General features: G+C 74.4%; 18 protein-coding genes. 14 read left to right on the top strand and 4 right to left on the bottom strand.

Annotated features, from left to right (window positions below):
• Window positions 1–26: 26 nt before the first annotated feature.
• On the bottom strand, window positions 27–1,319 hold the full coding sequence (locus tag FB458_RS16770) for an ROK family transcriptional regulator (protein WP_141849508.1): 1,293 nt from the start codon (window positions 1,317–1,319) through the stop codon (window positions 27–29).
• A 303-nt stretch (window positions 1,320–1,622) separates the two neighbouring features.
• Here FB458_RS16770 and FB458_RS16765 point away from each other — a divergent pair, with 303 nt between their 5' ends.
• Genes FB458_RS16765 through FB458_RS16755 form a run of 3 tightly spaced genes read left to right on the top strand, consistent with a single transcriptional unit; the run spans window position 1,623 to window position 5,727 of the window.
• Window positions 1,623–3,083, top strand: coding sequence for an MFS transporter (locus tag FB458_RS16765; RefSeq protein WP_246061301.1), 1,461 nt, complete (start codon window positions 1,623–1,625; stop codon window positions 3,081–3,083).
• Between the two features lie 5 nt (window positions 3,084–3,088).
• Entirely contained in the window at window positions 3,089–3,664 is a 576-nt protein-coding gene (locus tag FB458_RS16760; RefSeq protein ID WP_141849507.1) for a universal stress protein, read from the top strand.
• Window positions 3,661–5,727, top strand: coding sequence for a DUF5107 domain-containing protein (locus FB458_RS16755; protein ID WP_141849506.1), 2,067 nt, complete (start codon window positions 3,661–3,663; stop codon window positions 5,725–5,727). The genes FB458_RS16760 and FB458_RS16755 overlap by 4 nt, the downstream gene beginning before the upstream one ends.
• Before the next feature lie 76 nt (window positions 5,728–5,803).
• Here the strand turns inward: FB458_RS16755 and FB458_RS16750 are convergent, their stop codons facing one another.
• Window positions 5,804–7,540, bottom strand: a complete 1,737-nt coding sequence (locus FB458_RS16750; RefSeq protein ID WP_211356077.1) for an AMP-binding protein — start codon at window positions 7,538–7,540, stop codon at window positions 5,804–5,806.
• Window positions 7,541–7,615: 75 nt separating this feature from the next.
• On the opposite strand from FB458_RS16750, the gene FB458_RS16745 reads away from it, so the two are divergent.
• From FB458_RS16745 to FB458_RS16735, 3 genes are all read left to right on the top strand, one after another.
• Window positions 7,616–9,148, top strand: a complete 1,533-nt coding sequence (locus tag FB458_RS16745) for an MFS transporter (RefSeq protein ID WP_246061299.1) — start codon at window positions 7,616–7,618, stop codon at window positions 9,146–9,148.
• A 106-nt stretch (window positions 9,149–9,254) separates the two neighbouring features.
• Complete coding sequence (gene treS / locus FB458_RS16740) at window positions 9,255–11,528, top strand: maltose alpha-D-glucosyltransferase (RefSeq protein ID WP_141849504.1); 2,274 nt, start codon at window positions 9,255–9,257, stop codon at window positions 11,526–11,528.
• A gap of 18 nt (window positions 11,529–11,546) precedes the next feature.
• On the top strand, window positions 11,547–12,881 hold the full coding sequence (locus tag FB458_RS16735) for an FAD-dependent oxidoreductase (protein ID WP_141849503.1): 1,335 nt from the start codon (window positions 11,547–11,549) through the stop codon (window positions 12,879–12,881).
• Window positions 12,882–12,977: 96 nt separating this feature from the next.
• Here the strand turns inward: FB458_RS16735 and FB458_RS16730 are convergent, their stop codons facing one another.
• Both FB458_RS16730 and FB458_RS16725 read right to left on the bottom strand, forming a co-directional pair.
• On the bottom strand, window positions 12,978–14,027 hold the full coding sequence (locus FB458_RS16730; RefSeq protein WP_170185715.1) for a metallophosphoesterase family protein: 1,050 nt from the start codon (window positions 14,025–14,027) through the stop codon (window positions 12,978–12,980).
• A 71-nt stretch (window positions 14,028–14,098) separates the two neighbouring features.
• Window positions 14,099–14,980: an oxygenase MpaB family protein gene (locus tag FB458_RS16725; RefSeq protein WP_211356076.1), complete on the bottom strand. Its 882-nt coding sequence runs from the start codon at window positions 14,978–14,980 to the stop codon at window positions 14,099–14,101.
• Window positions 14,981–15,137: 157 nt separating this feature from the next.
• Here FB458_RS16725 and FB458_RS16720 point away from each other — a divergent pair, with 157 nt between their 5' ends.
• The 8 genes from FB458_RS16720 to FB458_RS16685 are packed head-to-tail and all read left to right on the top strand — an operon-like array spanning window position 15,138 to window position 23,732.
• Window positions 15,138–17,150: a methyl-accepting chemotaxis protein gene (locus FB458_RS16720; RefSeq protein ID WP_211356075.1), complete on the top strand. Its 2,013-nt coding sequence runs from the start codon at window positions 15,138–15,140 to the stop codon at window positions 17,148–17,150.
• Window positions 17,151–17,158: 8 nt separating this feature from the next.
• The gene (locus FB458_RS16715) at window positions 17,159–17,758 is read left to right on the top strand and encodes a chemotaxis protein CheW (RefSeq protein ID WP_141849502.1); all 600 of its coding nucleotides are present in this window, start codon (window positions 17,159–17,161) and stop codon (window positions 17,756–17,758) included.
• Entirely contained in the window at window positions 17,755–18,603 is an 849-nt protein-coding gene (locus tag FB458_RS16710; RefSeq protein WP_211356074.1) for a CheR family methyltransferase, read from the top strand. Before FB458_RS16715 ends, FB458_RS16710 begins: the two co-directional genes overlap by 4 nt.
• Before the next feature lies 1 nt (window position 18,604).
• Entirely contained in the window at window positions 18,605–19,756 is a 1,152-nt protein-coding gene (locus FB458_RS16705; protein ID WP_246061297.1) for a protein-glutamate methylesterase/protein-glutamine glutaminase, read from the top strand.
• Window positions 19,753–20,820: a methyl-accepting chemotaxis protein gene (locus FB458_RS16700; protein WP_170185714.1), complete on the top strand. Its 1,068-nt coding sequence runs from the start codon at window positions 19,753–19,755 to the stop codon at window positions 20,818–20,820. Before FB458_RS16705 ends, FB458_RS16700 begins: the two co-directional genes overlap by 4 nt.
• A 46-nt stretch (window positions 20,821–20,866) precedes the next feature.
• Window positions 20,867–21,235, top strand: coding sequence for a response regulator (locus FB458_RS16695; RefSeq protein WP_141849500.1), 369 nt, complete (start codon window positions 20,867–20,869; stop codon window positions 21,233–21,235).
• Window positions 21,232–21,528: an STAS domain-containing protein gene (locus FB458_RS16690; protein ID WP_170185713.1), complete on the top strand. Its 297-nt coding sequence runs from the start codon at window positions 21,232–21,234 to the stop codon at window positions 21,526–21,528. The genes FB458_RS16695 and FB458_RS16690 overlap by 4 nt, the downstream gene beginning before the upstream one ends.
• The gene (locus FB458_RS16685; protein ID WP_141849498.1) at window positions 21,525–23,732 is read left to right on the top strand and encodes a chemotaxis protein CheA; all 2,208 of its coding nucleotides are present in this window, start codon (window positions 21,525–21,527) and stop codon (window positions 23,730–23,732) included. The genes FB458_RS16690 and FB458_RS16685 overlap by 4 nt, the downstream gene beginning before the upstream one ends.
• The last annotated feature ends 33 nt before the right edge of the window (window positions 23,733–23,765 follow it).

The raw sequence follows: 23,765 nt of genomic DNA, 5'->3' as shown, positions 1-23,765 counted from the left end.
GGGTCACGGGGGTCACGGGGCCGGCCTCAGGCCGGCCGGCTCGACGGCTTCGGCGGGTCGATCCCGCCGGGGTCGCGGAAGACCGACCCGAGGGCCAGGTGCGCGCCGCCGCGCGAGGCCGCGGCGAGGCCGAGGTCGGAGGCGGTGACGTGCGGGACCGAGTCGGTGAGCGCGCGCGCGGCGAGCGTCGCCTGCAGCGGCGGGACGAGCGCGTCACGGAAGTAGGCGAACCACCCGCCGAGGACGACCAGCCGCGGGTCGAAGAGGTCGACGAGGACCGACAGGCCGACCCCGAGGTCGCGGCCGACCCGGTCGACCGCCGCGACGGCGCGGTCGTCGCCGCCGGCGGCGCGGGCGTGCAGCTCGCCGAGCCGCTCCTCCAGCGGTCGCCGCGGGTCACGCACCGGGTCGCCCTCGTCGGCCGCCAGCCGAAGGAAGGCGCCGAGGCCGACCATCGTCTCCCAGCAGCCGCGCCGGCCGCAGGCGCAGGCGCCGCCGGCCGGGTCGAGCGGGATGTGGCCGACCTCGCCGGCGAAGCCCGAGGCGCCGCGCAGCACGTGCCCCTCGACGATGATCCCGGCGCCGACGCCGACGTCGCCGGTGAGGTAGACGAGGTCGTCGATGCCCGAGGCCGCGACGAGGGTGTGCTCGGCGACCGCGCCGAGCTTGGCGTCGTTCTCGATGACGACGGGCGGGGCCGAGCGTCCGAGGCGGGCGGTCAGCTCGCGCACGAGCGGGACGTCGCGCCAGCCGACGTTGGGGGCGAACATCACCCGGCCGGCCGCGGGGTCGATGCTGCCCGGGACCGCGACGGTCACCGCGACGGGCCGCACCCCGCGGGCGCGCAGGGACCGGGTCGCCCGGGTGAGCAGCTCGGCGGCGGCCTCGACGACCTCGGCGACCGGCAGCGCGGCCGTGTCCAGCGGCCGGGTCGACTCGACGAGCACCCGCCCGGTGAGGTCGACGGCCGTGAGGGCGAGGAAGTCGACGTTGATCTCGAGGCCGAGCCCGGCCACGTGCCGGCCGTCGACGTGCAGGGTCAGCCCGGGCCGGCCGACGCTGCCGCCGCGCTCGAGCTCGCCCTCGGTGACCAGTCCCCGGTCGACGAGGTCGGCGATGAGGCTGGAGAGCGTCGCCTTGGACAGCCCGGTCTCGGAGGCGACCCGGGCGCGGGACTGGCCGCCGTGGTCGCGCAGGTGGCGCAGGATGAGCCCGAGGTTGGTCCGGCGCATCGAGGCCTGGTCGGCGCCCCCGCCCCGCTCGCCGCGCTCGGTCAGGCGGGTGGTGTCCCGCACCCCCTGCGGACGCGCTGCTGCCACGGTGGTCCTCCTCGCCGAGCCGGTGGGTGGCGACACTCTACGGTCCTGACGTCGTGATTGTTCGGTAAGCGGTCGAACTAATGTCGAACGCGGACGGGCGCGTCGCGGAACGGTCGTCGGACGCAGGCGCCGGAGGGGCCGGGCCGGCACGTCAGGACACCGGCCGGCGTGCTCGGTTGCGAAGGCCAACCGCGTGGGTACGGTGCGGATCAGGCCCTCGCGGGGTAGCAGGCAGCCGCCACCCCGACCGCTCGCACCGCGGCGGGGCCGCCCCACCCCCGACCCTCCGGCCGAAGGAGCCCCATGAGCGTCGCCGCCGTCGATCCCGGCCCCGTCCGCAGTCTCGTCCCCGCGCGGATGGACCGGCTGCCCTGGACCCGGTTCCACTGGTCCGTCGTCGTCGGTCTGGGGGTGTCCTGGATCCTCGACGGCCTGGAGATCCAGCTCGTCGCCGCCAACGGCTACGCCGCCGACCTCGGCATGAGCGCCGCCGAGGTGGGCCTGACCGGCACGATCTACCTCATCGGCCAGGTGGTCGGCGCGCTGACCTTCGGCCGCCTCACCGACAAGCTCGGCCGCAAGAAGCTCTTCATCCTCACCCTCGCCATCTACCTCATCGGCTCCGGCATCGCCGGCCTGTCTCCGAACATGTGGTTCCTGTGGGTGTTCCGCTTCGTCGCCGGTCTCGGCATCGGCGGCGAGTACACGGCGATCAACTCGGCCATCGACGAGCTCATCCCGAGCAAGTACCGCGGCCGCGTCGACATCGCCGTCAACGGGACCTACTGGGGCGGCGCGCTGCTCGGCGCCATCGCGAGCTCCTGGCTGCTCAACCCCGACAACGTGTCGGAGAGCTGGGGCTGGCGCATCGGCTTCTTCATCGGCCCGGTCATGGGCCTGGTCATCATCTTCCTGCGACGCCACATCCCCGAGTCCCCGCGCTGGCTCGTCACGCACGGGCGCAGCGAGGAGGCCGACCGGACCGTCGACGAGATCGAGCGGCGCGTGGAGTCCGAGGGCGCCACGCTGACGCCGGTGCCGAAGGAGCGCGCCATGCTCGTCAAGGCGCACGAGTCGGTGCCGTTCCGCCAGCTCCTCGACGTCTTCCTGCACAAGTACCCGCGACGCACGTTCCTCGGGCTGACGATGATGATCACGCAGTCCTTCCTCTACAACGCGATCTTCTTCACCTACGCCCTCGTGCTGGAGAACTTCTACGGCATCAGCAAGTCCGGCACGAGCGTGTACTTCTACCCGTTCGCCGTCGGCAACCTGCTCGGCCCGCTCCTGCTCGGTCACCTCTTCGACACCATCGGCCGGCGCCGGATGATCTTCGCGACCTACTCGATCGCGGGCGCCGTCCTGCTCGTCTCGGCGTTCCTCTTCCACAACGGCACGCTGAGCGCGACGACCCACACGGTGTTCTGGTGCGTGTCGTTCTTCTTCGCCTCGGCCGGCGCGTCCGCCGCCTACCTCACGGTGAGCGAGATCTTCCCGCTCGAGGTCCGCGGCCAGGCCATCTCGTACTTCTTCGCCATCGGCCAGGGCGCCGGCGCGCTCGCGCCGACGATCTACGGCCTGCTCATCGGCGACGGCAAGGACCGCACCCCGCTGTTCTGGGGCTACGTCCTCGGGTCGGTGATCATGGTCGTCGGCGGCGTGGTGGCGTGGTTCTACGGCATCGACGCCGAGGGCAAGGGGCTGGAGGACATCGCCGACCCGCTGTCGAAGGTCGACGACGACGCCGCGACGCAGGCGGCCTGAGCGCGATGGCCGACCTGCGACCCGTACCCCCGTTCCTCGTCGTCGGCGTCAGCCGCAGCGGCTCGACGCAGGCGCTGCGCTGGGCCGCCGACGAGTGCCGCCACCGCGGGGCCCGCCTCGTCGCCGTCCGGGCGTGGCGGCCCGCCTCGGGACCGGGCACCAGCGGCTCCCACCCCAGCCTGACGACGTACGACGCCACGCAGGACGAGGCGGACGGGCGGGCCGCCCTCGAGCGGGACGTGGCCGCCGCCCTCGGCGACGACGCCGCGGCCGCGGTCCCCGGCGGGCTCGAGTGCCGGCTGGTCCACGGCGGCCGCCGCAAGGTGCTGGTCAAGGCGGCCCGGGGCGCGGAGCTCCTCGTCCTCGACGCCCCCCGCCGCACCGACCTCAGCGTCGGACCGATGTTCGCCCACCGGCTGGTCTACACGGCACCATGCCCCGTCGTCGTCATGCCGCCGGACGTCGCCGGCACCGCCCCGACCCCGCTGGCCCGGGCCGGACGGCACCTCGCCGAGAACGTCGCCCGCGCCGCTGCCACGGCGGGCCGTCCGGGCGTGCGCCCGCCCGTCACCGGCGGATGACCGCGACCTCGACCCTCACCGTCGCCCCGCTGACCCTGCCGACCGCCCGGCTGGGCCCGCCGAACCCGCTCCCGCCCGTCACCGGGGCCTCGGCGCTCGACCTGCACGCGCACGTCGCGGCGGGCGACGGCGTGGACGCGGCCATGCGCGAGCGGATGGCGTACGGACGGGTGACCGGGCTGGCGCCGTACCTCCTGCAGGACGACTACGGACGCGACCGCGTGCCGTTCGAGCACCCCGCGCTCGTCCTCGAGAACGAGGTGCTGCGCGCGACCGTGCTCCCGGGGCTGGGTGGGCGGCTGGTCTCGCTCCTGCACCGGCCCAGCGGGCGGGAGCTGCTGCACGCCAACCCTGTCGTGCAGCCGGGCAACCTGGCCCTGCGCGACGCGTGGGTGGCCGGCGGCACGGAGTGGAACCTCGGCACGACCGGTCACTCGCCGCTCACCTGCGCGCCGCTGCACGCGGGGCTGGTCGAGGGGCCCGGCGGCGAGCCGGTGCTGCGGCTGTGGGAGCTCGAGCGGCTGCGCGGGCTCGTCCAGCAGCTCGACCTGTGGCTGCCCGCCGGCTCCCCCGTCCTGGTCGTCGCGGTCCGGGTCCGCAACCCCCGTGACGTCGAGGTGCCCCTCTACTGGTGGTCCAACACCGCCGTCCCCGAGACCGACGACGTGCGCGTCGTCGCACCGGCCCGGGCCGCCTGGCACCTCGGCGAGGACCGGGTGCTGGCGCGGGTGCCGGTGCCCGGGCAGGGCGACACGACGTACCCGGCGCGCAGCCCGCGCGCCGCCGACTGGTTCTTCGACGTGGGTGACGAGCGGCGCCCTTACGTCGCCGCGCTCGACGCCGAGGGGCGCGGCCTCGTCCAGACCTCGACCGCGCCGCTGCGCGGTCGCAAGCTGTTCGTCTGGGGCCGTGGCCGGGGCGGGGACCGGTGGCAGGAGTGGCTCTCCCCGCAGGGCGGCCGCTACCTCGAGATCCAGGCCGGCGTGGCCGCGACCCAGCTCGAGCACGTCCCGCTCGCGGCCCGCTCGAGCCTGGCGTGGGTCGAGACCTACGGTCTGGGCGAGGTGGACCCGGCCGCGGTGCACGGCGGCTGGGACGCCGCCCGCGCGGCGGTGGCGGCCGACGTGCAGCGCCTCGCGCCGGACGCGTGGCTCGCCGAGCGGGCCGTGGAGGCCGACGCCCTGGCCGACCGGGCTCCGCAGCGGCTGCTGCACGCCGGGTCCGGGTGGGGTGCGCTGGAGGAGCAGCGTCGGTCCGCCGCGGGGCGGCCGCGGCTCGCCGGCGCCGGCACCCCGTTCCTGGGCGCCCTGTTCCCGGGCACCGTCCTCGGACCCGAGCAGGACCCGTGGACGGCGCTGCTCGCGTCCGGGCGGCTGCCGGACCACGACCCGTCGCTCGCGCCGGCGTCGTACGTCGTCGGGCCGGACTGGGCGCCGCTGCTCGAGCGCGCCGTGCGTCCCGCGGCCCGGCCCGGCTGGGTCGCCTGGCTGCACGCCGGGGTGGCGCGGTGGGAGGCGGGTGACCGGCTGGGTGCCGTCACCGCCTGGCACCGCTCGCTCGACGCCGCCGACCAGCCGTGGGCGCACCGGCTGCTCGCCGTCGCGCACCGGGTCGCGGGCGACGTCGCCGGCGCCCTCGCGTCGTACGACGCCGCCGAGCGCAGCGCCCCGGGCCTGCGGCCGCTGGTCGTCGAGCACCTGCGGCTGCTCGTCGCCGAGGGCGCGCACGATCCCGGGCACGACGACGCCGTACGGCGCCTCGTCGACGCCCTGCCCGCCGACGTCGCGGCGCACCCCGAGGTGGCCCTGCTCGACGCCGTCGCCGCGGTGCGGCGCGGGGACACCGCGCGGGCGCGGCGGACGCTGCACCCCGGGTTCGTCTGGCCGGGGCTGCGCGAGGGCGTCACCGCGCTCGGTGAGGTGTGGGGCGACCTCGTCGCGCGCGAGCTGGCCGACCGGGAGGGCGTGCCCGTCGACGACGACGTCCGCCGGCGTGCCCTCGCCGCCGACCCGGTGCCGCGCGAGCTCGACTTCCGGATGGCTGCCGACGTCGGGGCGACCTAGCCCCCGCGAATCGGATTCGGCCCGCATGGCTCGGGTCGTGACCCGAGCCGAGCGGGCCGAACCCGATTCGCAGGGGTCAGCTGGACCAGCCGGGCAGCTGCCCGCGCAGGACCTTGCCCGTGGGGTTGCGGGGCAGCTGCGTCAGGACGTGCACGTCGCGGGGGACGGCGAAGCGCGAGAGCCGCTCGCGCACCGCGTCCCGGACCGCGTCGGCGGTGAGCGCGGCGCCGGCGGCGTCGTCGGTGGGGACCACCCAGGCGGCGAGCCGCTGGCCGAAGGCCTCGTCGGGGACCCCGAGGACGGCGGCCTCGCGGACGCCGGGCAGCGCGGTGACGACGTCCTCGACCGGACCGGGGTGCACGTTCTCACCGCCGGAGACGATCATGTCGTCGGCGCGGCCCGTGAGGTGCAGGCGACCCTGCTCGTCGAGTCGGCCGAGGTCTCCGGTGCCGACGAGCCCGTCGCGCACCTCGGGGGCGTCCTGCCCGCCGGTGTAGCCGTCGAAGGGCAGGTCGTTGCCGACGAGGACCCGACCCTCCTGCCCGACCGGCACGGGCCGGTCGTCGTCGCCGAGCACGACCAGCCTCGTCCCCGCCGGTGCCCGACCGGCCGTCCCCGGCGCCTCGCGCAGGTCCCGTGGACCGGCGATGCTCACCCAGGAGACCTCGGTCGACCCGTAGAGGTTGTAGAGGCACTCGCCGAAGCCGTCGAGGAAGCGCGTCGCGAAGCCGCTGGGCAGGGCCGACCCGCTCACCGCGACGACGCGGGGCCGCCAGGTCCCGGCCCAGCCGTTCGCCCCGGTCGCGTCCTGGTGCTCGAGCACTCGCTGCAGCATGACCGGGACCGCGAACACCGTGTCGCAGTGCTCGCGCTCCACGAGGCGCAGGAAGGGCCCCGGCTCGAAGCGGCGGCTGAGGACGAGCGTCGCGCCGTGCAGCCCGGCGAGCAGCAGTGCCGCGTTGCCCCAGGTGTGGAAGAGCGGGGCGGCGACGTGGACGACGTCGCCCATCCGCAGCGGGATCGCCGAGAGGACGGACGCCGCCGGGCCCAGGCTCGACGGGTGCGGACGGCGCGCGCCCTTGGGCGTGCCCGTCGTCCCCGAGGTGAGGACGACGGTGCGGCTCGACGGCGGCCGCAGCGGCGGTGGCGGCAGCGTCGGGTCCGCCCCGCGCTCGAGCAGGGCGGCGAGCGTCGACGGCCCCTCCCCCTCGCTGCGCACGACGCGCGGTCCCCCGTCGTCCGCCGGTGGCAGGGCGTCGAGCAGCCCGGCCAGCTCGTCGTCGACGACGACGGTGTGCAGCCGCTGCTGCTCGTGCACGCCGGCCAGCTGCTGCGACGACAGGCCCGGGTTGAGCAGGACGACGTCGGCGCCGACCCGCCCCGCCGCGCAGAGGGTGAGGACGGGGGCGCGGCCGTTGCGGCAGAGCACCCCGACGGCGCCGGACGCGCCGGCGCCGTCGGCGAGCAGGGCGACGGCCAGCCGGTGGGTCGCCTGCTCGAGCTCGGCGTAGGTCAGCCGGCCCTCGTCGTCGACGAGGGCGCACCGGTCGGGGTGGCGCCGGGCCCCCACGGCGAAGGCCGCGGTGACGCTGTTGCCCCAGCGCCACAGCAAGGCCCCCATCCCGGCGACCCGGTCGGGGCGCACCGGGCGCACCACGCCCGACCGGGTCAGCGCGACCGCGGCCCGGGCCGTCCCGACCGTCACCCGCTGGACCGCCGCCGCCCGGGCCCGGACCGCGTCCGGGACCGACCGGAGCGGACCGGCGAGCGGGACGGGGCGAGCAGGAGCGGACCAGCGGGGCGGCGTCGGCACGGCGGTCATCCTGACACCGGCCGGGGCGCCGTACGCCGTCGTGTGGCCCGGCCCACGGAGGGGCATGGTGGAGCGGTGACCTCCGACGCCACCGGCACCCGGGACCAGCGCGCGACCGGCCCCCAGCACGACGGACCCGGGCAGGGCGACCCGCACCCGGCGCGGTGGCGCATCCTCGGGGTGACGCTGGTCGTCGGCTTCATGTCGCTGCTCGACGTCTCCATCGTCAACGTCGCCGTCCCGTCGATGCAGCAGGGTCTGCACACGAGCCCGGGCACGATCCAGTGGGTCGTGTCGGGCTACGCGCTGACCTTCGGGCTCACCCTCGTCGCGGGCGGGCGGCTGGGCGACGCCTACGGCCGGCGGACGATGATGCTCATCGGCCTCGGGCTCTTCGTCCTCACCAGCGCGCTCGTCGGCGTGGCCCCGACGGCCGAGCTCGTCGTCGCGGCGCGGCTGCTGCAGGGGGCGTCGGCGGGGCTGCTCACCCCCCAGAACTCGGGGCTGATCCAGCAGCTGTTCACCGGGGCCGAGCGGGGCAAGGCGTTCGGGGCGTTCGGCTTCACCGTGTCGTTCGCGTCGGCCATCGGGCCGGTGCTCGGCGGCCTCATCCTCGCGGTCGCCGGCGAGGAGACCGGCTGGCGATACCTCTTTCTGGTCAACGTCCCCATCGGTCTGGCCGGGCTGGTCGCGGTGGCCCGGATGGTGCCGAAGCGCCCGCGGGAGAGCCGGGCCACCGTCCGGATCGACCTGTGGGGAGCGGTGCTGCTGGGGCTGACGGTCTTCTGCCTGCTGCTGCCCGTCGTCAGCGCCGAGGGCGGCTCCAAGGGCCCGTTGCTCCTGCTGGTCCTCGTGCCGGTGCTCGCCTGGGCGTTCGTGCGCTGGGAGCGGCACGTCGTCGCCCGCGACCGCGCCCCGCTGCTCGACCTGGGGCTGCTGCGCCGCCTGGCCGGCTTCCAGAGCGGGCTCCTGGTCGGGGGGCTCTACTTCGTCGGCTTCACCGGCGTCCTGCTCGTCCTGTCCGTGTGGTTCCAGGAGGGCCTCGGCTACTCGCCGCTGGAGGCGGGGTTGCTGCTCGTCCCCTTCGCGGGCGGGTCGGCGGTCAGCGCCGCCGTCGCCGGCCGGTTCGTCACCACGATCGGCCGCCGGCTGACCGTCGCCGCGCTGGCGACGATCATGCTCGGCGCGGCGGCCGCCGCGTGGTTGCTGCCGATGGCCGACCCGGCGCGGCTGTGGGTCGTGGCCATGCCGACGCTGCTCGTCGCCGGCATCGGTGGGGGCGCCGTCGTGTCCCCCAACATCACCCTCACCCTCGCCGACGTCCCTCCGCGGATGGGCGGCGCCGTCGGCGGGGCCCTGCAGACCGGTCAGCGGGTCGGCGCGGCCATCGGTGCCGCGGTGCTCATGGCCGTCTACCAGGCCGTCGCCCACCGGGTCTCCCCCGGCGCCGGGCTGCGCGCGGCGCTGCTCACCGGGGTCGCGCTGCTGGCCCTCAGCCTCGTGATGGCGGTGCGCGCCCTGCGCACCCAGGGTGAGCAGGCCCAGCAGACCGGGCAGGACGGGGAGTCCCGGCAGGACGACGGGGAGCACGCGCAGCACCTCGGCTGAGCCCTGCTTCCCGCTCGACCCGCCACGCCGCGCCCGGACCCACCCGAGGCGGCGACGGACCCCCGACTACGGCAAGATCGGGAGTCGACCCCGACAAGGAGGACGCATGACCGACACGACCCGGCAGACGGGTGACGCGCCCAGCGACGCGGAGGACGCACCCGTCCCGGAGGAGGTCACGTTCGACGGCCACTTCTACCCCGCCCGACCCGCTCGGTTGCGGCCCCGCGGACGGCTGCGGCTGTTCCCGTGGCAGCGCCGCGACCGCGGCGAGGGCTCCCCCACCGGCGACAACCCGGCGTACGTCGAGTGGCTCGAGGGCGAGTCGATGCTCAGCGACGCCCGTACCTTCGCCACGCAGTTCACCGGCCAGGGCAGCATGTGGCAGAACCCGTACGCCGACCCGGACGCGCGCGCCGCGATCGAGAAGGCCCCGGTGTGGTTCACGGCCTACCCGATCTCCATGATCACCAAGCCGGGCACCTCCTTCCTGGGCACCCTCGGCGACGAGGACCTGTGGGACGCGTTCCAGCACATCGGGATCACGGCCCTGCACACCGGGCCGGTGAAGAAGGCCGGCGGCCTCTCGGGCTGGGAGACCACCCCGAGCATCGACGGGCACTTCGACCGGATCAGCACCCAGATCGACGACCAGTTCGGCACCGAGGACGAGTTCCGGGCCATGTGCGAGGTGGCCTCCGCGCACGACGGCACGGTCATCGACGACATCGTCCCCGGCCACACCGGAAAGGGCGCTGACTTCCGCCTCGCCGAGATGAAGGTCGGCGACTACCCCGGGATCTACCACATGGTCGAGATCCCGCGCGAGGACTGGAACCTGCTGCCCAAGGTCCCCCGCGGCCGCGACTCGGCCAACCTCGACAAGGAGCAGGAGGACCGGCTCTCGAGCGCCGGCTACATCGTCGGCGAGCTCCAGCGGGTCATCTTCTACGAGCCGGGCGTCAAGGACACCAACTGGTCGGCCACCGCCCCCGTCCTCGGCCCCGACGGCGAGGAGCACCGCTGGGTCTACCTGCACTACTTCAAGGAGGGCCAGCCGTCGCTCAACTGGCTCGACCCGACCTTCGCCGCGATGCGGCTGGTCATCGGCGACGCCCTGCACTCGCTGAGCGACCTCGGCAGCGGGGCGCTGCGGCTGGACGCCAACGGCTTCCTCGGTGTCGAGAAGAGCGTCGAGGGCGGGCCCGCGTGGTCCGAGGGCCACCCGCTGTCGGAGGCGGCCAACCAGCTCATCGCGAGCATGGTCCGCAAGGTGGGCGGCTTCACCTTCCAGGAGCTCAACCTCTCGATCGACGACATCAAGGACCAGCAGGAGCGCGGCGCCGACCTGTCGTACGACTTCGTCACCCGGCCGGCGTACCACCACGCACTGGCCACCGGCGACACGGAGTTCCTGCGGCTGACGATGAACCTCGCCCGGCGCGCCGGGGTCGAGGCGGCCTCGCTCGTGCACGCCCTGCAGAACCACGACGAGATGACCTACGAGCTGGTCCACTTCGCCGCGGTCCACGCCGCCGACCTCTACCGGTTCCGCCGGCGCAAGATCACCGGCGCGGACCTGGCCGTCCTCGTGCGCTCCGAGCTGACCGACGCCCTCACCGGCGCGCACGGGCCGTACAACGCCGCCTTCGTCCAGAACGGCATCGCCTCGACGACCGCGACGGTCATCGCCGCGTCGCTCGGCTACCCCGAGCTCGGGGGCCTGGAGGAGGACGACGTCGAGCGGATCAAGCAGGCCCACCTGCTGCTGGCGATGTACAACGCCTGGCAGCCGGGCGTGTTCGCCCTCTCCGGGTGGGACCTCGTGGGCGCGCTGACCCTCGAGCGCAGCCAGGTCGCCGACCTCATCCGCGACGGCGACACCCGGTGGATCCACCGGTCGGCGTACGACCTCATGGACTACCAGCCGAGCGCGCGGGAGTCGACCTCGAAGATGCCGAAGGGCACGACGCTGTACGGCGCCCTGCCCGCGCAGCTCGACGACCCCGCCTCGTTCGCCTCGCGGCTGGCGCGGATCCTCGCCGTCCGCTCGCGCTACGGCATCGCCACGGGGCGCCAGCTCGACATCCCCCAGGTGTCGCACAAGGGGATGATCGTCATGATCCACGAGGTCGACGCCGGCACCCAGGTGACCGTCCTCAACTTCTCCGGGGAGCGCATCTCGGGCACCGTCCAGTCGGCGACGCTGCTACCCGGGAGCGCCGTGACCGAGCTGCTCGACGACACGTCGTACGGCGAGGTGGACGACCTGCACAGCCTGCACGTCGAGCTGGGCCCGCACGAGGGCGTGGCGCTGCTGTGCCAGCCGCCGGTCGACTACGAGCCGGTCACGACGAGCATCCCGGTCGTGGGTGGCTGACCCGGGTGGCCTACCACCGTGGGTGATGGTGACGCGGACGTCGTCGTCGTCGGGGCCGGCCTGGCCGGTCTCGTCGCGGCGGCGACGCTGCAGTCGCGGGGGGTCGACACCGTCCTGCTCGAGGCGGGCGACCGCGTCGGGGGTCGGGTCGCGACCGACGTCGTCGACGGGCACCGCTGCGACGTCGGGTTCCAGCTGCTCAACCCCGCCTACCCGGCCGCGCGCCGCTACCTCGACCTCGAGGCGCTGCGGCTGCGGGCCTTCCCGCGCGGCGCACGGGTGTGGACGGACGACGGGGACCTCGTGCTCGCCGACCCGGTGCGGTCCGCCGCGGCCCTGGCCCGCTCGGCCGGTCCGACCGCGCGGACCCTCGCCCGGCTGAGCGCGGCGCACCCGGGGTCGCTCCCCGCCCTCGGGCGCGAGGTCGCCGGGCTCGCCCGGTGGGTCGCGCCGGTCCTGGCGAGGCCGGCCGCCGTACGGCGTCGTGGCGGCAGCGGTCGCGACGCGACGCTCGCGCGGCGGCTCGACGCCCTCGAGGTCGACGGGCCCTTGCGCCGGCACGTGCTCGAGCCGTTCCTCGCCGGGGTGCTCGCCGACGGCGGGCTGGCCGCGACGTCCGACGCCTACGCACGGCTGGTGGCCCGCAGCTTCGCGCTCGGCGCGCCGGCCGTGCCCACGCTCGGCATGGGGGCGATCCCGCAGCAGCTGGCCGGACGGCTCCGCGCGCCGGCCCGGCTCGGGGTGCGGGCCCGCGCCGTGCGGCCCGGGGTCGTGGAGACCTCCGACGGGGAGTACCGCGGGCGGCACGTCGTCGTCGCCACCGACGGGTGGGGCGCCGAGCGGCTCGGGCTCGGTCCGGCCCCCGCCGCGGGCGGCCTGACGACGTGGTGGTTCTCGCTGCCCGACCCGGGCACGGACGCCGAGCGGCCCGGGCGCGGCGACGGCGTCCTGCTCGTCGACGCCCGGCGCGGCCCGGTGGTCAACACCGCGGTGGTCTCGGCCGTCGCGCCGTCGTACGCCCCGCCGGGCCGTCTGCTCGTCGAGGCGACGACCGTGCACGGTCGCGGAGGGGCGGACGACGGGTCCGTGGGTGAGGCGCGCGTGCGGTCCGAGCTGGCCCGGCTCTGGCGCACCGACACCTCCGAGGCCGCCGGCTGGGAGCTGCTCGTCGCCCACGACCTGCCGCACGCCCTGCCGGTCAGCACCCCCGACCGCTCGCTGCGCGCGGGCCAGTCGCGCGGCGACGGCCTGTGGGTCGCCGGCGACCACGTCGACACCCCGTCCCTGCAGGGGGCCATGGTCTCCGGCCGACGCGTCGCCAACGCCGTCACCCGCGCTCTGAAGGGACGTTGACTTTATCGGGTCGCCCGATAATGTCCGGCCCCGCCGGAGAACCGTTGTCCGGTGAAGGTCAACGTTCTCCGGCGGAGCGCCGTCCCGAGCTCGCCGTCAGCCGGAGTAGGGCACCCGCTCCCAGGTGAGGGCGGGGGTGGTGCCGGGGGCGGTGACGGTCATCCGCAGCCAGTCCTGGCCGGCCTGGTCGGAGCCGTCGACGGTGAGCCGCTGGAGGTTGTCGGCCGACCCGGAGACGCCGTACCGCTCGAGCCACACCGAGCCGGTCGCGACCGGGCGGTCCGCGTTGTAGAGGTGGCTGTCGCCGTTGAGCAGGTAGACCTCGCCGTCGAAACGCGCCGACTCGCGCACGATGAGCCGCACCAGCGGCGTGAAGGCGGAGATGTCCTCCGGAGCCGGGGTGTACGTCGGGTCGAACATGTCGGCCTGCTGGAACAGGACGACGGCGCGGTCGCCCCGGGCCCGGGCGTCGGCGAACGTCTGCTGGACCTCCTGCAGCGTCGCGGCCATCCGGTAGCGCTCCTCGGCCTTCTGCAGGCGCGTGGCGGTGGTGTGGCCGATCCCGTCCCACGGCTTGAGGTCGTTGTTCGAGCCAACGACGTGCAGCGCCGCGAACGAGATGCCGTCCTTGCGGAAGCGCACGTTCTCCGGCAGCCCGAGCGAGGCCTGGCTCGTCACGGTCATCGGCCGCTGCCCGAGGGTGACGCCGGGGCGGTCGAAGAAGATGTCCCGGACCGTCGCGAGCCGCTCCAGCGGGTCGTAGCCGCCGTTGTTCTCGCGGTGGCAGTCGGTCCACTCGTTGTCGCCCGGCGTGTAGACCAGCGGCGCCCGGAACGTGTCGAAGGCGGCGCGGATGGTCTGGAAGTACGACGTGTCGCACCGCTGCGAGCCGCTCTTGATGTCGCCCAGGTGCAGGGTGAACATCGGCTGCGCCCGGTTGAGGTCCCGGATCCAGCCCGGCAGCTGCGCCAGCTCCTCGTCGCCGTACGGCAGGTCGCCGATGACGGCGAAGCTGTCGCGCGGGCCGGAGGCGGTCGGGGCGGCCTGCGCCGTCGCGGACGACAGGGCGGTGGGGACCAGGGCGGCCGCCGCGAGCAGCGCGGTGCCGACGAGGCGGCGGGGACGGCGGGTGAGGTGACGTCGCATGCCCGCGATCCTCGTCGGCGCACGTGGCGCCCGCTCGTCCAGGAGGTGAACAGGCGGCTCTCAGACCCGTCTCAGGGGATCGCGCCCAGCTGCTCGACGAGGTGACCGCCCGGGTAGCTGCGGATCCGCGACGAGTCGGACGTCAGCCGCGGGAGCCGCCGGGGCGGCAGCCACCGTACGACGCGCCCGCGCAGGCGCAGCCCGGCGTGGGCGGCGGCGACGACGGCGCGCGGCGGGGCGTCGTACCCGAAGGCGTCGCGCAGGTGCGGGTCGAGCAGGGCGACGGAGAACAGCCGCATCGCCGGGCGCAGCGGCGGCGGGTAGAACGAGCAGAGCAGGTCCATCGTCGCGTCGGCGACCTCGCGCGTGCGCGGGTCGGGGCGCACGTGCTCCGCCTCGTGGTCGTCGAGCAGCCGGGCGAAACCCGCGTAGTCGGCCGGGAGGTCGGGGATCCCCATCAGCGCGCCGAGCCGCTGGTAGTAGCGCACGCTGGCGCGCACCTCGGTGTCGGTCAGCCGCCGCCAGCCGTACCGCTCCAGCCACCGCACGGGGGTGACGACGAAGGCGGCGAGGACGTAGCGCAGGTCCTCGTCCGCGATGTCGTAGTGCCCGTGCTGCCGGTTGATCCGCCGCACCGCGGCCCGCCCCTCCCCCGAGTCCAGCCCCGACTCCAGCGGCGCCGCGAGGAGCAGCACCGTGTCGTCGTGCCGGCGCTGCGCGTCGTCGGCGAACGCGCGGGTCTCGTGCAGCAGCCCGCCGATCGACGGGACGGCGTACGTGCGGAAGAGCGCGAAGGACAGCGCCTGCTGGACGTCCCACGGGAACTCGTGCTGGGCGACCACCCGCACGACCTGCTCGTACGACGTCTCGGGGTCGAGCGCGTCCGTACGGCGCCGCCAGTGCTCGCGCGGCAGCGGCGGCAGGAAGGTGGCGACCAGACGGGCGGGACCCACGTGCTGAGCCTAGATGGCGGCCGAGGTATGCGCGAGATTTTCCGCTCATATATCGAGCGGCTTGTCCGATGACACGTGCGCAGTACGTGCCTATAGCCTGAACGGTTGTCCGTAGGCCGGCACGACGCTCCGCCATCGAACCGAAAGGCCGTCGCACATGAACCCGCGGCACCCCTCCGTGACCCGTCCGGAGCTCCTCGTCCTGGCCGGCAGCCTGCTCCTGCTGGTCGGCGCGGTCGCCAGCGCGAGGCTCTACCCCGCGGTGACGGTGGCGGTAGCCGCCGTGGCCGCCGTCGCGCAGACCCTGCTCCTGTGGGTCGGGGTGCTGCGACCGGCCGGGCGCCGGCGAGCCGGGCTCGCGAGCCTCGCCGTCGCGGCCGGGCACCTGGCGGACGGTGACTTCGGCGCCGCCCAGGTGGCCGTCGCCCTCGACACCACCGGCGACGAGGCGCTCACCGCCGCACGGCGTGCCCTCGTGGCCGTCGACACGAGCGCCCACGCCCTCACGCAGCAGATGGCGACCATGGCGGCCGCGCACGAGGCCGGCGACATCGACGTCGTCGTCGACCCCGCCGCCTTCAGGGGCGGCTACGCGACGATCGCCCGAGGCGTCAACGAGATGGTGGGCGCGCACATCGCCGTGAAGAAGCAGGCCATGGCCGTCGTCGCCGCCTTCGGCGAGGGGGACTTCGACGCGCCCCTGGAGCAGCTGCCGGGCAAGAAGGCCTTCATCAACGACACGATCGAGCAGGTGCGCACCAACCTGCGGGGCCTCATCGCCGACATGGACGCCATGTCGACCGCGCACGAGGCCGGGGACATCGACGTCGTCATCGACACGACCAGGTTCCACGGCGGCTTCCGCACGATGGCTCAGGGCGTCAACAACATGGTCGGCAGCCACATCGCCGTGAAGAAGCAGGCGATGGCGGTCTTCCAGGCCTTCGGGGAGGGCGACTTCGACGCCCCGATGCCGCAGCTGCCGGGCAAGAAGGCCTTCATCAACGACACGGTCGAGCAGGTCCGGGCGAACCTCCAGAGCCTCGTCACCGACGCGAGCGCGCTCGCCGCGGCCGGGGTCGAGGGTCGGCTCGACGTGCGGGCCGACGTCTCGCGGCACCACGGCGGTTTCCGAGCCGTGGTCGAGGGCGTCAACGCCACGCTCGACGCGGTCATCGGGCCGGTCGGTGAGGTGGGCCGGGTGCTCAAGGCCATCGAGCGCGGCGACCTCACCCAGACAGTCGCCACGCCGTACCGGGGTCAGCTCGAGGAGCTGCGGGTGGCCGCCAACAGCACGGTGCTGCGACTGGCGGACACCGTCCGCGAGGTCATCAACGCGACGGAGCAGCTGGGCAACGCCTCGGCCCAGATCAGCGGGGCGTCGCAGTCCCTGTCCCAGGCGACGACGGAGCAGGCCGCCAGCGTGGAGGAGACGAGCGCCAGCGCCGAGCAGATGGCGGCCAGCATCAACCAGAACAGCGACAACGCCAGCGTCACCGACGGCATCGCCACCACGGCGGCCCAGGAGGCCAACGAGGGGGGCCGCGCGGTCGAGGAGACCGTCGCCGCCATGAAGACGATCGCGAGCAAGATCGCGATCATCGACGAGATCGCCTTCCAGACCAACATGCTCGCCCTCAACGCCACGATCGAGGCCGCTCGCGCCGGCGAGCACGGGAAAGGCTTCGCGGTCGTCGCCACCGAGGTCGGCCGGCTGGCCGAGCGCAGCCAGGTCGCCGCCGAGGAGATCGGCGAGCTGGCCACGGGGAGCGTGCGCACCGCCGAGCGCGCCGGGACGCTCCTGGGTCAGATCGTCCCCAGCATCGGACGCACCTCCGACCTCGTGCAGGAGATCTCGGCCGCCTCGTCGGAGCAGTCGAGCGGCGCCGCGCAGATCAGCCTGGCCATGGCCCAGATCAGCAAGATCACCCAGCAGAACGCCGCCTCCAGCGAGGAGCTCGCTGCCACCGCCGAGGAGATGTCGAGCCAGACGCAGAGCCTGCGCGAGCTCATGCGGTTCTTCACCGTCGAGACCGCGGGTGGAGCCGCACGCCGTGCGCTGGCCCCGGCCGCCGCCCAGCCCCTCGTCCGCACGAGCCCGCTGCCGGTGCTGACCCGCGACTCCGACGCGGCCTTCGACCTCGACGACGCCGCCTTCGAGCGTTTCTGAGGGCGACCATGACCTCCACGACCGGTCCCGCGGTCGCGACCGACCCCCTCGTCGGCCGCGCCTCGACGAGCGACCACCCGACCCCGCGCAGCGCCGCGGGGCGTTACCTGACCTTCACCCTGCACGACGAGGTCTACGCCCTCGACATCATGCGGGTCACCGAGATCATCGGGTTCCGGCCGCTCACGGTGGTCCCGATGATGCCGTCCGCGATCCGCGGGGTGATCAACCTGCGTGGACGGGTCCTGCCCGTCCTCGACCTCGCGGCGCGGTTCGGCCAGGGCGTCACCCAGGTCGCCCGCCGCACCGCCATCCTCGTCGTCGAGGGCCGCCTGCCGACGCCGGTGGCTGACGGCGAGGGCCCGGGCGCGGACGTCGCGCTCGGGGTGGGCATCCTCGTCGACGCGGTCAGCAAGGTCGTCCAGCTCGGCGACGACGACATCGCGGGCCCACCGAGCTTCGGCGCCGGTCCGCGCACCGGGTTCATCAGCGGGATGGCCAGGCTCGACGGGGACTTCGCCGTCGTGCTCGACATCGACCGCGTCCTGGCGATGCAGGACCCCACGCCCGCCGTCACCGGCGCGCCCGAGCCGGGACACGAGCTGTGACGCCGGCGCAGACGGTGCACGTCGGGATCCAGGACGGGGTGAGCATCCCGATCACCCCCGAGGAGTTCGCGTGGTTCACGACGTTCCTGCGCGGCCGGACCGGGATCGAGCTGAAGGACGGCAAGCAGGCCTTGGTGATGAGCCGTCTCGATCGCCGGCTGAGGCACCACTCGGCGGCCAGCTACAAGGAGTACTTCGCCCTCATCTCGGGGGGCAGGGGCGAGGAGGCCCGGATCGCCCTGGACCTCATGACCACGAACGAGACGTACTTCTTCCGCGAGCCGCAGCACTTCGAGATGCTGCCGCGCCTCCTGCCCTCCGTCGCCGGTCAGCGGCCCCTGCGGGTCTGGAGCGCCGCCAGCTCGAGCGGCGAGGAGGCGTACTCGATCGCCCTCACCCTCGCCGAGCACGACCCCAGCGGTCTCTGGGAGGTCTTCGGGTCCGACCTCAGCCACCGCATCGTCGACACGGCCGCGCGCGGGCTCTACCCGATCGAGGCGGCCCAGCGCGTGCCCGGGCACCTGCGGACGGCCTACTGCCTGCGCGGTCGCGGGGAGCACGAGGGGTTCTTCACGTTCGACGCGGGCCTCCGCTCGCGCGTCACCTTCCGCCAGCTCAACCTCACCCGGCCCCTGCCGGACCTCGGGACGTTCGACGTCGTCTTCCTGCGCAACATCCTCATCTACTTCAGCAGCGACACGAAGCGCCAGGTCGTCGACCGGGTGGCGACGACGCTGCGGCCCGGCGGCTACCTGCTGACCAGCCACGCCGAGACCCTCATGGGGCTGGAGACCACCCTCGAGAGCTTCGCGCCCTCGGTCTACCGCCGACGAGAGCAGGTCTGACGTGTCCGCGATCGGGTCCACCCCCGCCACCACCCGCGGCCGGACGGCCGGGACGACCCGTACGCGGGTGCTCATCGTCGACGACTCGGCCGTCGTCCGGCAGGTCCTCACGGCCGTCCTCTCCGCGGACCCCGGCATCGAGGTCGTCGGGAGCGTCGCCGACCCGATCTTCGCCATGGCCAGGATGAACCGCGACTGGCCGGACGTCGTCGTCCTCGACCTCGAGATGCCACGCATGGACGGCCTGACCTTCCTGCGCCGGCTGATGGCCGTGCGCCCGACGCCGGTCGTCATCTGCTCCACCCTCACCGAGGAGAACGCGACGACGTCGATGCGGGCCATGGCCGCCGGCGCGATGGCCGTCGTGGCCAAGCCCAGGGAGGGGCTCAAGCACTTCCTCCAGGAGGAGTCGGCCGACCTCGTCGCCACCATCAAGTCGGCGGCCGCGGGCGACATGCGCCGGGTCAAGGCCGCCTCGGTGGCCCTGGCGTCGCACGCATCCCGGCCCGCCCCGCGCTCCACCGCCGCCCCGGGCGCCCGGACGGGCGACCGCGTCGGCGCCCCGGCCCTCGAGGTCACGACCGAGCGCGTCGTCGCGATCGGCTGCTCCACCGGGGGCACCCAGGCGCTCGAGGTCGTGCTCACGGCCCTGCCCCGGATCGGCGCGGGCATCGTCATCGCCCAGCACATGCCCGAGAAGTTCACCGCGGCCTTCGCCGCGCGGCTCGACTCCGTCTGCTCGACGGAGGTGGTCGAGGCCGCCGACGGGGACCGCGTCCTCCCCGGCCGGGCCCTCGTCGCCCCCGGGGGCCGGCACCTGAGGATCGAGAGGGACGGTGCCCAGTACCGGGCCCGGATCGACGACGGCCCCCGGGTCAACCGTCACCGGCCGTCGGTCGACGTGCTCTTCGGGTCGGTCGCCCACCACGCGGGACCGAACGCGCTCGGCATCATCCTCACGGGGATGGGGGACGACGGGGCGCGCGGGCTGCTGCAGATGCGGCAGGCCGGGGCCCGGACGCTCGGCCAGGACGAGGCGAGCTGCGTCGTCTACGGCATGCCCCTCGCCGCCCGCGGGATGGGGGCCGTCGAGCAGGAGGTCGCCCTCGGCGACGTGGGCCGGGTCATGCAGCAGTTCGCGAGCGCGTCGTGACGGCCCTCGCGGTGGTCGCGGCGGTGCTGGCCCTCGCCGTCGGAGCGCTCGCGGGCTACCTGGTCGGGCGCGGCCGTCACCGGGTCCCCCAGGCCGCCGTCGTCGACGCCGGGCCCGTGGGGGCCTACCTGCGCAGCCTCAGCGAGTTCGGGCAGCAGGTGACGCCCGTCTGGGCGGCCCAGATCGAGGACTCGCGACGGCACTCCGAGGAGTCGGTGACACAGCTGACGGCGAAGTTCGCCGGCATCGCCGAGCTGCTCGAGGTCTCCGTGCGGGCCTCACGCGCGAGCGTCAGCGAGGGGGACGACAGCATCTTCCACAGCAGCCGCGAGGCGCTCGACGAGGTCGTCGCCGCCCTCAACAGCGCCGTCGAGCAGAAGAGGCGCACGCTCGAGGGCCTGCGCGCCCTCATCGCCGTCAACGACCAGATGCGGGCCATGACGGTCGAGGTGGCGAAGATCGCCTCGCAGACGCGCCTCCTCGCGCTCAACGCCGCGATCGAGGCGGCGCGGGTCGGGGAGGCGGGCCGCGGCTTCGGCGTCGTGGCCATCGAGGTGCGTGAGCTCGCCGACCTCTCGGGGGCGACGGGACAGCGGATCGAGCAGATGGTCGACCAGGTCAGCGAGGCGATCAGCGGGGCGCTGGCCATGGCCGAGGAGACGGCCGTCGTCGAGACGACCATCGTCGACGACGCCAACCGGAACGTCCAGCGCGTGCTCGAGGACCTGCGACGCTTCGTCGAGGCCCTGCAGGGCTCCTCCGCCGAGCTCGGCGCGACGGCCGACAGCATCCGGCGCGAGATCGCCGAGTCCCTGGTGCACTTCCAGTTCCAGGACCGGGTGAGCCAGAAGCTCAGCCACGTCAGCGACGGCATCGACGCCTTCCCGCAGGTCCTGGAGCGGGCCCAGGGCGCGGGACCCGCCGCGCTCGAGCCGGTGGACGTCGAGCAGCTGCTCGAGCAGCTGCGCAGCAGCTACACGATGGCCGAGGAGCACCTCGCCCACCCCGGAGGGACGGCCGGGCCCGCGCCTGCGGCCGACGACTGCGACATCACCTTCTTCTAGCCCGCCCTCCCACCCGTCACGACACCGATCTCCCGAGGGGGACCCGATGAGCAAGACCATCCTGATCGTCGACGACTCGCCGTCCGTGCGGCAGGTCGTGGGCATCGCCCTGCGGGGTGCCGGCTACGACGTCATCGAGGGGACGGATGGCAGCGACGCCCTGTCCAAGCTCGACGGGCGCCGCGTCAACCTCATCATCTCGGACGTCAACATGCCGCGGATGGACGGCATCACCTTCGTGAAGGAGGCGAAGAAGCTGGCCGGCTACCGCTTCACGCCCGTCATCATGCTGACCACGGAGTCCGCCCAGGACAAGAAGGCGGAGGGCCAGGCCGCCGGCGCCAAGGCCTGGGTCGTCAAGCCGTTCCGGCCCGAGCAGATGCTGGCCGCCGTGTCGAAGCTGGTCGCCCCGTGACCGGCGGCGGGAGCGCCACGGTCGGCGTCGACGCAGAGCTCACCATCGCCTACGCCGCCGAGACCGTCACCCGGCTGACCGCGGCCCTCGACACGGCCCCCGAGTCGCTGCGGTTCGACCTCCGCGCGGTCACGGAGCTCGACACCGCCGGCCTGCAGGTGCTCATCTGGGTGGCCCGGGAGGCCGACGGCCGGGGCGTGCGGCTCACCGTCGAGCCGTCGGACGAGGCCGGACGGGTGCTGGCGTCGGTCGGCCTGGACGCGACGCGGCTCGGCTCGGTGGACGTGCGATGACGCTCGAGGAGGAGATGGCCGACGCGCTCGCCACGCTGCTGGTCGAGGCCGGCGAGCTGCTGGAGGAGATGGAGGCGGGCCTGCTCGACCTCGACCGCGGCGGGGACACGCAGGACGTCGTCCACTCGATCTTCCGGGCCGCCCACACCATCAAGGGCTCGGCCGGGCTCTTCGGGCTCGAGCACGTCGTGGCGTTCACCCACGTGCTCGAGACCGTGCTGGACCGGGTGCGCGCCGGCGAGGTCGCGGTCACCCCCGCCCTCATCACCGTGCTGCTGCCCTGCAAGGACCACATCGCGACGCTCCTGGACTCGGCCGCCGGCGGGTCTCAGGAGCTGTCCGACGCCCAGTCCGCCACGGGACGGCGGCTGGTCGCCGAGCTCGAGCACCTGTCCTCCGCGCAGGGCGCCGAGCCGGCGCCCCCGACGTCCCCGGACACGGCGGCCGACGACGCGCCGAGCCCGCTGGGCCCACGGCTCCTGCGGCTCAGCCTGCGCTTCGGGCCGGACTGCCTGCGCAGCGGCATGGACCCCCTGTCGTTCATCCACTACCTGTCGGGCCTCGGCGACGTCGTCGAGGTGCGCACCCTCGCCCCCTTCCTGCCGGGCGGCGACTCCTTCGACCCCGAGTCGACCTACCTCGCCTTCCTCGTCACCCTGCGCACCGACCGCAGCCCCGACGAGGTCGACGCGGTGTTCGAGTTCGTCCGCGACGAGAGCGACATCCGCGTCCTCGAGGGCGACCCCGGCGACACCGGGGACACCGGGGACACCGGGGCCACGGCGGCGTACGACGACCTGGTCGAGTCCTTCGCACCGCACCAGGACGTCGTCCGATCGGCGCTGCTCGGTCCCGCACCGGCCGGGACGGACACCCCAGGGTCGGCCGCGCCGACCGCGCCGACCGCGCCGACCGAGCCGACCGAGCCGACCGCGTCGCCCGGGGCCGCGGCCCGGCCCTCCCCCACCGCCGCGCGCGTGGGGTCCGCACCCCAGCGGACGGCGGAGACCTCGGAGGTCCGGACGATCCGGGTCGACGCCGCCCGCCTCGACCGCCTCATCGACACCGTGGGCGAGCTGGTCATCGCGGGGGCGGGTGCCGTCGCCGGCCTCGGTTCCCGCAGCGGGGACGAGGCCCTGAGCGCCGCGGTCAGCGAGGTGACGCGACTCATCGAGGACGTGCGCGACGACGCCCTGCGGCTGCGCATGGTCCCCATCGGCTCGACGCTCAGCCGCTTCACCCGGGTGGTCCGCGACGTCAGCGCGTCCCTGGGCAAGGACGTCGCGCTGACCGTCACCGGCGGGGAGACGGAGGTCGACAAGGCCCTCGTGGAGCACATCGGCGACCCGCTCATGCACCTCGTGCGCAACGCCCTGGACCACGGACTGGAGTCCCCGGAGCGGAGGGTGGCGCTCGGCAAGCCGCGCCGCGGGTCGCTCGAGCTGCGCGCCCGCCACGACTCGGGGGCGATCGTCGTCGAGCTCGCCGACGACGGCGCCGGCATCGACGTCGCCGCCGTCCACGCCAAGGCCGTCGAGCGCGGGCTGGTCGAGCCGGGCACCCAGCTGTCGGACAAGGAGGTCCTCGCCCTCGTCTTCGAGCCCGGCTTCTCGACCGCGTCGTCCGTCTCCACCCTCTCCGGGCGCGGGGTCGGGATGGACGTGGTCAAGCGGAACGTGTCGGCGCTGCGCGGCACCATCGACATCGACAGCCGCCCCGGGGAGGGCACCACGGTGCGCATCCGCCTGCCCCTGACCCTGGCCATCATCGACGGGTTCATGGTGGGGGTCGGAGCGACGACGTTCGTGGTCCCCCTGAGCCAGGTCCTCGAGTGCGTCGAGCTGCCACCCGGGGGCCTGCGCCGCGACTACATGGACCTGCGGGGGGAGGTGCTCCCGCTCATCCCGTTGCGCCGGGTCCTGGACGTGGACGGCCTCACCCCCCGGCGGGAGAACGTGGTCGTCGTCGAGTGCGCCGGCTCGAAGGCCGGGCTCGTCGTCGACACGCTCAGGGGCGAGTTCCAGACCGTCATCAAGCCGCTGGGGTCGCTCTTCGCCGGCGCGGAGGGCATCGGCGGGTCCACCATCCTCGGGGACGGCGCCGTGGCGCTGATCCTCGACGTCCCGGCGCTCGTGCGCCACGCCTCGACGACCCGGCCGCCCTCGACCGCCCCGGCACGCAGGCCGCAGGCCGTCGCCTCCTGAACCCGACCACACACCCTCCCGTGCGTCCTCGGC

This window comes from Lapillicoccus jejuensis, from assembly GCF_006715055.1.
Taxonomy (GTDB): domain Bacteria; phylum Actinomycetota; class Actinomycetes; order Actinomycetales; family Dermatophilaceae; genus Lapillicoccus; species Lapillicoccus jejuensis.
Note: the sequence above shows the minus strand (reverse complement) of the source record. Positions and strands in the feature narration are given on the sequence as shown.

Coding starts and splice junctions, on each gene's coding strand:
- FB458_RS16765 (WP_246061301.1), top strand. CDS start 1,623: ATGAGCGTCGCCGCCGTCGATCCCGGCCCCGTCCGCAGTCTCGTCCCC.
- FB458_RS16760 (WP_141849507.1), top strand. CDS start 3,089: ATGGCCGACCTGCGACCCGTACCCCCGTTCCTCGTCGTCGGCGTCAGC.
- FB458_RS16755 (WP_141849506.1), top strand. CDS start 3,661: ATGACCGCGACCTCGACCCTCACCGTCGCCCCGCTGACCCTGCCGACC.
- treS (WP_141849504.1), top strand. CDS start 9,255: ATGACCGACACGACCCGGCAGACGGGTGACGCGCCCAGCGACGCGGAG.
- FB458_RS16730 (WP_170185715.1), bottom strand. CDS start 14,027: ATGCGACGTCACCTCACCCGCCGTCCCCGCCGCCTCGTCGGCACCGCG.
- FB458_RS16720 (WP_211356075.1), top strand. CDS start 15,138: ATGAACCCGCGGCACCCCTCCGTGACCCGTCCGGAGCTCCTCGTCCTG.
- FB458_RS16715 (WP_141849502.1), top strand. CDS start 17,159: ATGACCTCCACGACCGGTCCCGCGGTCGCGACCGACCCCCTCGTCGGC.
- FB458_RS16695 (WP_141849500.1), top strand. CDS start 20,867: ATGAGCAAGACCATCCTGATCGTCGACGACTCGCCGTCCGTGCGGCAG.
- FB458_RS16685 (WP_141849498.1), top strand. CDS start 21,525: ATGACGCTCGAGGAGGAGATGGCCGACGCGCTCGCCACGCTGCTGGTC.